Annotated in this window: 10 protein-coding genes and 5 pseudogenes; all 15 read left to right on the top strand. The window is 34.5% G+C overall.

Translation table 11 applies throughout. From position 1 onward, the window contains the following. The first annotated feature begins 6 nt into the window (after positions 1-6). Positions 7-615: a hypothetical protein gene (locus HF876_RS18280; RefSeq protein ID WP_240949834.1), complete on the top strand. Its 609-nt coding sequence runs from the start codon at positions 7-9 to the stop codon at positions 613-615. Between the two features lie 30 nt (positions 616-645). Next, positions 646-1164: a SecY-interacting protein Syd gene (locus HF876_RS18275; RefSeq protein ID WP_205964173.1), complete on the top strand. Its 519-nt coding sequence runs from the start codon at positions 646-648 to the stop codon at positions 1162-1164. A gap of 50 nt (positions 1165-1214) precedes the next feature. Next, positions 1215-1378: pseudogene (locus tag HF876_RS19050) on the top strand (bacteriocin immunity protein). Positions 1379-1777: 399 nt separating this feature from the next. Next, positions 1778-2632, top strand: coding sequence for an AHH domain-containing protein (locus tag HF876_RS18270; protein ID WP_240949833.1), 855 nt, complete (start codon positions 1778-1780; stop codon positions 2630-2632). Next, positions 2629-3114 (top strand): hypothetical protein, encoded by a 486-nt coding sequence (locus HF876_RS18265; protein ID WP_169361485.1) that lies wholly within the window; start codon positions 2629-2631, stop codon positions 3112-3114. The genes HF876_RS18270 and HF876_RS18265 overlap by 4 nt, the downstream gene beginning before the upstream one ends. A gap of 253 nt (positions 3115-3367) precedes the next feature. Beyond that, positions 3368-3487 (top strand): annotated as a pseudogene (locus HF876_RS19330) (T7SS effector LXG polymorphic toxin); the annotation flags it as partial. Between the two features lie 1020 nt (positions 3488-4507). Next, on the top strand, positions 4508-4789 hold the full coding sequence (locus tag HF876_RS19325; protein ID WP_169361487.1) for a hypothetical protein: 282 nt from the start codon (positions 4508-4510) through the stop codon (positions 4787-4789). An 18-nt stretch (positions 4790-4807) separates the two neighbouring features. Then, complete coding sequence (locus HF876_RS18250) at positions 4808-5506, top strand: SMI1/KNR4 family protein (RefSeq protein WP_169361484.1); 699 nt, start codon at positions 4808-4810, stop codon at positions 5504-5506. Between the two features lie 432 nt (positions 5507-5938). Beyond that, positions 5939-6064, top strand: a pseudogene (locus tag HF876_RS18245) (IS110 family RNA-guided transposase); the annotation flags it as partial. Positions 6065-6158: 94 nt separating this feature from the next. After that, positions 6159-6683, top strand: coding sequence for a hypothetical protein (locus HF876_RS18240; RefSeq protein ID WP_169361483.1), 525 nt, complete (start codon positions 6159-6161; stop codon positions 6681-6683). Between the two features lie 99 nt (positions 6684-6782). Next, positions 6783-7091: pseudogene (locus HF876_RS18235) on the top strand (hypothetical protein); the annotation flags it as partial. A gap of 16 nt (positions 7092-7107) precedes the next feature. Further along, positions 7108-7614 (top strand): SMI1/KNR4 family protein, encoded by a 507-nt coding sequence (locus HF876_RS18230; RefSeq protein WP_169361481.1) that lies wholly within the window; start codon positions 7108-7110, stop codon positions 7612-7614. A gap of 221 nt (positions 7615-7835) precedes the next feature. After that, positions 7836-8321 (top strand): hypothetical protein, encoded by a 486-nt coding sequence (locus HF876_RS18225; RefSeq protein ID WP_169361480.1) that lies wholly within the window; start codon positions 7836-7838, stop codon positions 8319-8321. 255 nt (positions 8322-8576) lie between these two features. Beyond that, positions 8577-8636 (top strand): annotated as a pseudogene (locus tag HF876_RS19405) (hypothetical protein); the annotation flags it as partial. Positions 8637-8639: 3 nt separating this feature from the next. Beyond that, the coding region (locus tag HF876_RS19040; protein ID WP_240949831.1) for a hypothetical protein at positions 8640-9190 on the top strand (551 nt) is incomplete at its 3' end.

Below are 9190 nucleotides of genomic sequence, written 5' to 3'. Positions count from 1 at the left end.
AATAATATGACACCAAAGTCTGTAACATTCAATAGTCCTCTTACTGGCAATTTATCGCTGTCGAAACCGGATGTCCCAACACCCTCTAAAAGTTTAGAGGGTAATGGTAATACAGAGATAAAAAATGTGGATGTTACGACTATGGGTATAGATAATATTAATCATCCTATAAGAACTTATAGGAATGCTGATTTAAAAAAATTAGAAGAAAAATATACTGCAGACCCAAGAATTACAGTAGAAATGCCTTATGTGGGTAAGGGTAAAGCAGGAACCAATTCAGAAGGCTGGTTACGTGATAAAGACTTTTATTGGAAAGAAATAATGAATAAACAACCAGAAAGTTTAAGTAAAGCAAATAAACAAAAAATTCAATTGGGTTTCTCTCCGATAATTGATAAAACATTTAGAGAACACTTCCCTCAATATGATTTAAAGGAATTATACAATGATAAATTAATCCATCATCATGTAGGTGGGGGGGGGCAAGCAGTTGCAGTGCCTTCCAAGCTACACCCAGGAACAGGTGGCATACATAATGCGGAAAAAGCTGCCAGTGTTTGGGGAAATGACAGTGAGTATGCTGAATTACTTGAAAAATTTTTAAATAAGTAAAGGGTGATAACTTTGTCAATAAAAGAAGCAATGCAGATATACTTTCAAATGAGAAAAGAGATAGCTAATGAAGGTTTAGATTTTTTATTTAAAACACCAATTAGTAGTGAAGATAACCTAATAATTTATGATGGAGAAGTTGATGAGGAAGAATATATCTCATGGAAACCTGTAGAAAAGACTGTTTCACAGGACTTTACAAGTTTAGAAGATGAATTTGATATAAAATTGCATAAATCAATAGTTGAATATTTTAACTCATATTGGTTTGCAGATTTAGATGGATTTTATCAGGAACACTATATTGCATTAGAGTCTGTGCTACCGAATAGCGAGATAAGTTCATTCCGAGAGGCACTGAAAGGATATAAAGAAAATCATGGGGATAGTTTAAAGAAGATACCTATTGGGATTGAAGGGAATGGTTTGTTGGTAGTTATTGAGAACAGTAATGGAATAATACAATTAGAAGATTTTGAAAAAGGGACATTTGAGCATATTGCTGATAATATCCAAGAATTAATAGGGAATTTGAGACTGAAAAGATAGCATTTTATTTAGTGTCGAATATCTCAACAAGGATAAGTAAGTACACAATTATTTATCAGAAACTAACCTTTAAAGAACTAGTTGAACTAGTAAATAAAATTATAATCCTATGCTATCTGAGGAAGGGGTAAGTGAATATATAGAAATCTTAGAACAAAATGTTCCTCACCCTGCTCCCAGCGACTTAATTTTTTGGATCGATGAGGATTTATAACCAGAGGAAGTAGTGGAGATTACATTAGCATATAAAAAAGAAAAATAATTGTATTTAGAATACTCTTTGTAGAACCTTGAAGGGCTATTTACTTCAAGGTTTCTTTTTTTATGTGGGCTACCCAGTACCGAACAATTCCGATTTATTTAATAAAATTATGTCCTATCTACTCTTTATGTTATTAAGCAAATAACCATAATATCAACAATTACCACTATTTCAATTCTTCAAAACCTTACCTTCGCTTTCCTCCTAGCCTTTTAAAATTTTTACAAACTTTTACGAACATAGAACAGTGACTAGAGCAAGAGGACTAACCCAACTCGAGAATGTCGATGTTCAACACTTGCATACCGTTTAAAATGTCGTAAATATCGTCGATAGATAACTCTGTCCAAGTTGGCTGAAAAAAGATGGCTGATTGTATTAGTCACTACACCAACGGCAAAAGCGAACAACCCGGCACCCGTTATTAGCGGAAAAGCAAATGTGAAATCAGAGTCACCGAGTTCGAATATACAGGCTAAGCCAAAAGTTGTCGGAGGCAATGCAGATTATATAGCTCCACCTAAAAATACGAATACAATTAATACGCCATCTGCAAAGGTGGATACTACACCAACAAATAAAAGTATTGATAGTAATGTGAATAAAGATGTAAAGATGGATCTTGAGATAAAGGGTGCGGGAGAAGTTAATAGGCTTATTCCTGGTACACCTGGAAAGGTGACAGGAGGAAGTTCTACAAAGCTGGGTAAAAACATGTTTGAAGAAATGGGTTTGCCTATAACTACAAAGCGAACCCCTTATCAAGCACAACATATTATTCCTAAGGAATTTAGAAGTCATCCTGTATTACAAAAAATAGGTATGGATATGGACAATGCCTCAAATGGATTTTTTCTTCGAGTTCCAGACGCTGAGGTTAGTGTAACTTCTAGACATAAAGGATATCACTCAATTTATAGTAATTTTGTAAGGAGCAAATTGGATGAAATAGATATTAGACAAAATATAACTATAATAGAAAAACAAGTTTTTGAATTGCAACAAAAGTTAAGACTACTTCAAGAAAAGGGATTACCACTATACATGAAGGATAATTACCTTGAAAATGAACTTAAAAGGATTAAAGAAATTGGATTGGAACAATACAGAATAGAAAGAATAGACAAAGAGGTTGCGACCCCTGTATGGAAAAGTGGAGGAGGGGCAACAGTGGACCTTTGGGAAAGGTGGTATAATAAGCAATGAACTATGGGTTATTTAATAATTTAGTTGAAGAGGTAATTCAGTTCTCGAAAGATTTCCAGAGTGAACAAACTAATAAATTCCCCCAAAATATTATAATTATTAATGATATAAAAAAAGCAGAGCATTTAGCTTATGAAGAGATTTTTGGTGAAGAAGAGTATAAATGGAAAGATATTAGAGAAATGGAAATGAGCGAAGTCTGGGGTTTGTATTATGAAAAGTCTGAAAATGAAAAACCTAAAGGACTGGAAGAATTATTAGAAATTATTGCTGATAATGTGAGAAAGAGCTCATTTAAATATAGTATATTTTATAATGATGTTGTAGCTGACCTTACTAATTGTGCCATCAATAGAGCAATAAATGGAAAGAGTAATTCCTTTTTTGAAAAATTGTTTGAAATATATCAATACGGTGCTTTTCCTTGTGGTTGGAATGGTGATTATCCAGAAGGACAGATTGTTTCTTTTAAATTGGATTAATGAGTATTTTGCTCGAGAGACTAGATGAAGTTCTGGGAGAAGAAATATATAAATGTGATAGTTAAGTGGAGATGTACTGCTTTAAAAAAGAAGAGTTAAATGAAACTTGGTCATCTTTTTTTGTTTCTTGATGGCATGTTTTAATTGTTAATTATAGATCAATAAAAGATAATTTATAATACTTAAAACCTTGATTGCCTAAATGCCTTTCAAGGTTTTTTAAATTATAAATTCCAAATAGAAACGTGACGACACGGTTTTACAGCTGCATGAATTCGATAGCTCTCAAACCACATCACTAACCACAGTAGAAGAAGATATTCAAACGATGGGCAATTGGCTTACGGATATGGAGGGAATGTTTACAGCAGGGGTAAAGGACATTACTTTCCAGCCGAGTCAGTGGAATGCAATTACGTTTGGAAGCGAGATTCGGACAGAGCTATTCCCGAAGGTATATTTAGATCCTAATAAACTATGGGTAGAAGAAAGAGACAAAATAATCGGCACGATGATCACTGCCAAAACCTTTCAAGCTTTAGAGCTTAAAAGGATGAATACGATTGATGAAAACGTAGGAGAGAATATCCAGTACCATCAATATGAAAATGGTCTACTTATAAAAGAATACACGGAAAACGGGACAGTGTACTACGAAATCGTGTCTAAAGTAGAATACAAGGAAGAAGTAGTCCAAGTTGAGCCGCCAAAAGAAAATAAACTGTTGGATGGTATACAGTTTGGATTAGATATCGTAGGGTTAATACCAGGAATCGGAGAAATTGCAGATGGCGCCAATGGGGTTATTTATACAGTTAGAGGAGATAAGTTAAACGCAGGTCTTTCCTTTGCGGCGATGATTCCAGTTGCCGGCTGGGGAAGTACTGCAACGAAATTTGCAAATAAAGGTAGTCAGTTATACCAAGCAAGGAATGTATTAAGTGATGAAAAAGTGGCATCTATGTTTACACCCACTTACCAAGAAGTGGTCAATGGCCCACTAAGCAGAACCCAGGCTAACATGTATATGTTCAAAACAGACTTCAATAATATGACACCAAAGTCTGTAACATTCAATAGTCCTCTTACTGGCAATTTATCGCTGTCGAAACCGGATGTCCCAACAACCTCTAAAAGTTTAGAGGGTAATGGTAATACAGAGATAAAAAATGTGGATGTTACGACTATGGGTACGGATGAAATTGGATTACCGCCTCGATACGGGGAAAGAAGAATCTCAAAGGAATTATATGATGAATTAAGAGACGGATCGCCTACTGCAAAGTTACGAGAAAAAGTTAACGAGGGTATTGAGGATAAAATAGGAATGCCTGACCCTGCTTTACCTGGTAAGCATATTACAGGTAGACTTCAAGCCGATCATATCGTATCAATGAAAAATATAGCTAAGATGGAGAATTTTGATAAACTAACAAAAGAACAACAACTTAAGGTTTTAAACAATGAAGAGAATTTTTTAGGATTAAGTGAAGCAGCCAATAAATCTAAGGGGTCTAAATCTTATTCTGATTGGACAATTTATAAAAAAGAAAATATTGAAGTTGACCCTAAGTTTAGAGAAGAAATGATAAAGAAGGAAAAAGAATTAGAAATGAAATTACAAAAACAAATTGATGATTTTGTTGAAGGAAATAAAAAAGATATAGATAAATAAAGGAGCTGATATAGCATTATGGAACAAAAACTGGGGTTTTTAAGAAAATATAAAAGAAATGCACAACTTATATCATGCCATGAGATTAATAAACTTGATTGTGGGAAAATACCAAATTCTTGGTATAAATTGTTTCAAGAAGAAAACGTAGACCAGAGAGTTGAGATTATTTTATCTTTATGGAAAGAGCAAGTAGGAGTGGAATTAAGAAACACCATTTCTTATTTGTCTAAGCACCTTGAAGAAGTAGACCTTATGGACATAAATGGTGGATATTCAATTTTATACACCATTAAAACAGATAATGGTGAAATTCGATATTATGAGGGGGGGAATCCTAAAGATGAGTTTAATAATGAAGAATTAGAAAAATCTTGGGATAAGTTTCCTTCAACAATAAGAAATTTTTATCAAACTGTTCATAATGGTTTCTATTATTATGCGAGCCAATCAATGGGTTTAGTTCCTTTAGAAGATGTAACTTTTTTTGGTGATGATGAATGGGGGATTATCGAAGAGTTAGAAGAGCCCTTACAAATTGATTTACAAACTACTTTTGGTTTCTTCAAAAGTGGTATGGGTGGCTATGTTGCAGTAGATTATAAGAATTCTAATAATGATAATGCGACTTTATGGTGGACAAATAAAGAGCCTAGATATAATATGAATTTTTGGGACATAGTTGATGAATGGATAGTAATTGGATTTGAAGTTTAGTTTAATTCTATGGTGGTACAACCTTCAAAGAGTATTACGTGCACGATGATAGAATAGTAAAAGAAGTACGAGCTTAGGCGACATTTTACTGGGTGATGTATATAAACACATGGTAAGTATATAAAAATAACGACTCATACAAGCTCGTAAGTATTAATGAAGTACTTGGCACGATAAAAAAGGTGTCATACTGTTACTATAAAACTTATAAAATTTATGCTACTTAAAAACAGATGAACTTAAAGTACTTGATTGTCAAATAAAGGCAACAGGTGCTTTTTGTTTTTGGGGAGAAATTTATGCTTTGGACGACATTAAAAATGCTAATGAAAATCAATAGCTTATGATGGTTGTACCATCAAGGTATTATGTTTAATACTTGAGTGGCATGAAAAGTAAGATAACCGGGCGAGTAACCTAACACTTTCATACGCTAAACCACATGATTTATTTTGTTCAATACAGCAATTGGTCACTAGAATAAAAGTCTTGGTGAAAGCTCAAGGTGCATTAAAGAACCAGTTGCACATTCAATTGAGACACCATTACCCAAGCTATTAAAAGTTTTCCCCCACTGATTGGTTCGCAGTCACGATTAAATCTGTTTACTAGCTTACAGAATGGGACACCGTATACCAATAATAGTCCATTCATGTTCAACATGCCAACAGCGAAAACGGATATCCCAGCAACATCTAAAACTCCCAGTGGCGGTGTTAATCCAGAGATCCAGAACCCAAACGTTGCCAATAAGAACCCGGATTTGGACGGCAATGGAGCAAATTCTAGTAAAGTACAATCTTCTGCAGTCCAGCCGCCATCTAAAGGGAATACACCCGAAGCAAAAAGTGCGGTTGCCAGCCCTACTAAGGGGAATCCAAATGAGCAGATACAGGATCTGCCGAAGGTCGTTGGTGGCAATGGAGATCACATAAACCTGAGCAGTACCACGATTCCAAACAAATCTACTAAAACAGTCACTACACCAACGGCAAAAGCAAACAACCCGGCACCAGTTAGTAGCGGGAAAGCCCATGTGAAACCAGATACACCGAATACGAATATACAGGCTAAGCCAAAAGGTGTTGGAGGCAATGGAGATTATACAGCTCCACCTAAAAATGCGAAGACAATTAATGCACCATCTGCAAAGGTGGATACTACACCAACAAATTAAAGTGTAGATGTTGAGACTAAGGGTACGGAAAAAGTTGTAAAAGAATATGATGTAGTTTCTTATCGTCCTGCAAATGGAAAGTACGGTCTCGAAAATCATCATGGAGTAATGAATGAGTGGGCAAAGCAAAATATTCCAAGATATAAAGAAAAAGTTGGTAAGTCACCTACAGTTGCTCTCACAGATAGGAATAATGGTGGGATGCATGAAGCAACTAAAAAGGTCTATAGAGAATGGCTACGGGAGAGAACAGGTAGACCTGTAGGAGCGAAAGTTGATTGGAAAAATGTTAGTCCTAAAGAGATACAAAGATTATCAGAAGATATGTTTGATGCTGCAAAGGTTCCGGAATTAACTAGGAGAGAATATTACAGACAATTAAATAAATATTTATATACACTTGACTAATAATTAGGAGGCTATTATGAGTATAAAAGAGATTCTTCAAAAAATTAATGAAACAGAATACTGTAAAGTTTACCCACCTCAAGGACTTCCAGAAAATATTGAACAGGGTGACGTTCTTCCGAAAGATTTACTTGAATTTTATACGATTTGTGGAGGAGTGGAGTTGTTTACTAATGTAGATTTTGGCGTTTCTATCGTTCCTTCTGATAAATTTGTGCTGGCAAACCCTATAATTGTGGGGGAAAAATGCGAATATGATATTTCCTCACATTGGTATATTTTAGGTGACCTAGGTAGTGGTAATTATTTATCGATTGATTTACATCCTGAAAGGTTAGGAAAATGCTATGATAGTCACTGGGATTCCCATGGTGTAGTAGGTAGTAGTACAGTTGTAGCAATTTCATTTACTGATTTATTAAATAGAATATTAGTAAGTAAAGGCGAAGGTGAGAGTTGGTATTGGTATAGTGATGATTTTGAATCACTAGGAGATGCTTATGACGGAATTGAAATAGAGTAGAAATTTTACTTGTTACATTGATTGGCTCAAAGCTTTTCAAGGTTTTTATTTTAATTTATATTAAATCAGCTGATATTGAGTGAGAAAATTAACTATTACTCTATTATTTTATAAATTTTTTTGGATTAGAGTCACCAATATTGGGGAATGATGTTTGCAGGATCCTGTATGGAAAAGAGGAGGGCAACAGTTGACCTTTTGGAAAGGTGGTATAATAAGTAATGAACTATGGGTTATTTAATAATTTAGTTGAAGAGGTAATTCAGTTCTCGAAAGATTTCCAGAGTGAACAAACTAATAAATTTCCCCAAAATATTATCATTATTAATGATACAAAAAAAGCAGAGCATTTAGCTTATGAAGAAATTTTTGGTGAAGAAGAGTATAATTGGAAAGATATTAGAGAAATGGAAATGAGCAAAGTCAAGGGTTTATATTATGCAAAATCTGAAAATGAAAAACCTAAAGGACTGGAAGAATTATTAGAAATTATTGCTGATAATGTGAGAAAGAGCTCATTTAAATATAGTATATTTTATAATGATGTTGTAGCTGACCTTACTAATTGTGCCATCAATAGAGCAATAAATGGAAAGAGTAATTCCTTTTTTGAAAAATTGTTTGAAATATATCAATATGGTGCTTTTCCTTGCGGTTGGAATGGTGATTATCCAGAAGGACAAATTGTTGCTTTTAAATTGGATTAATGAGTATTTTGCTCGAGAGACTAGATGAAGTTCTGGGAGAAGAAATATATAAATGTGATAGTTAATTTTAAGAGTGGAGATGTACTGCTTTAAAAAGAAGAGTTAAAGGAAACTTGGTCATCTTTTTTTGTTTCTTGAAGGTATTTTTTAATTGTTAATTATGGATCAATACTTAAAACCTTGATTGGCTAAATGTCTTTCAAGGTTTTTTAAATTTAAAATTCTAAAAAGAAACGTGACGACACGGTTTTACAGCTGCATGAATTCGATAGCTCTCAAACCACATCACTAACCACAGTCGAAGCAGATATTCAAACGATGGGCAATTGGCTTGTGGATATGGAGGGAATGTTTACATCAGGGGTAAAGGACATTACTTTCCAGCCGAGTCAGTGGAATGCAATTACGTTTGGAAGCGAGATTCGGACAGAGCTATTCCCGAAGGTATATTTAGAGCCTCATAAACTATGGGTAGATGAAAGAGACAAAATAATCGGCACGATGATCACTGCCAAAACCTTTCAAGCGCTAGAGCTGAAAAGGATGATTACAATTGATGAAAACGTGGGAGAGAATATCCAATACCATCAATATGCAAATGGTCTACTTATCAAAGAATACTCGGAAAACGGGACAGTATACTACGAAATCGTTTCTAAAGTAGAATACAAGGAAGAAGCAGTCCAAGTGGAGCCACCAAAAGAAAATAAACTGTTGGATGGTTTTCAATTTGTATTAGATGTAGCGGGACTAATTCCTGTATACGGAGAAATAGCAGATGGTTTAAACGGAGTAATCTATTATGCTAGAGGAGATAAGTTAAACGCAGGTCTTTCCTTTGCGGCGATGATTCCAGTTGCCGGCTGGGG

This window comes from Psychrobacillus sp. BL-248-WT-3, assembly GCF_012843435.1.
Taxonomy (GTDB): Bacteria; Bacillota; Bacilli; order Bacillales_A; family Planococcaceae; genus Psychrobacillus.
Note: the sequence above shows the minus strand (reverse complement) of the source record. Positions and strands in the feature narration are given on the sequence as shown.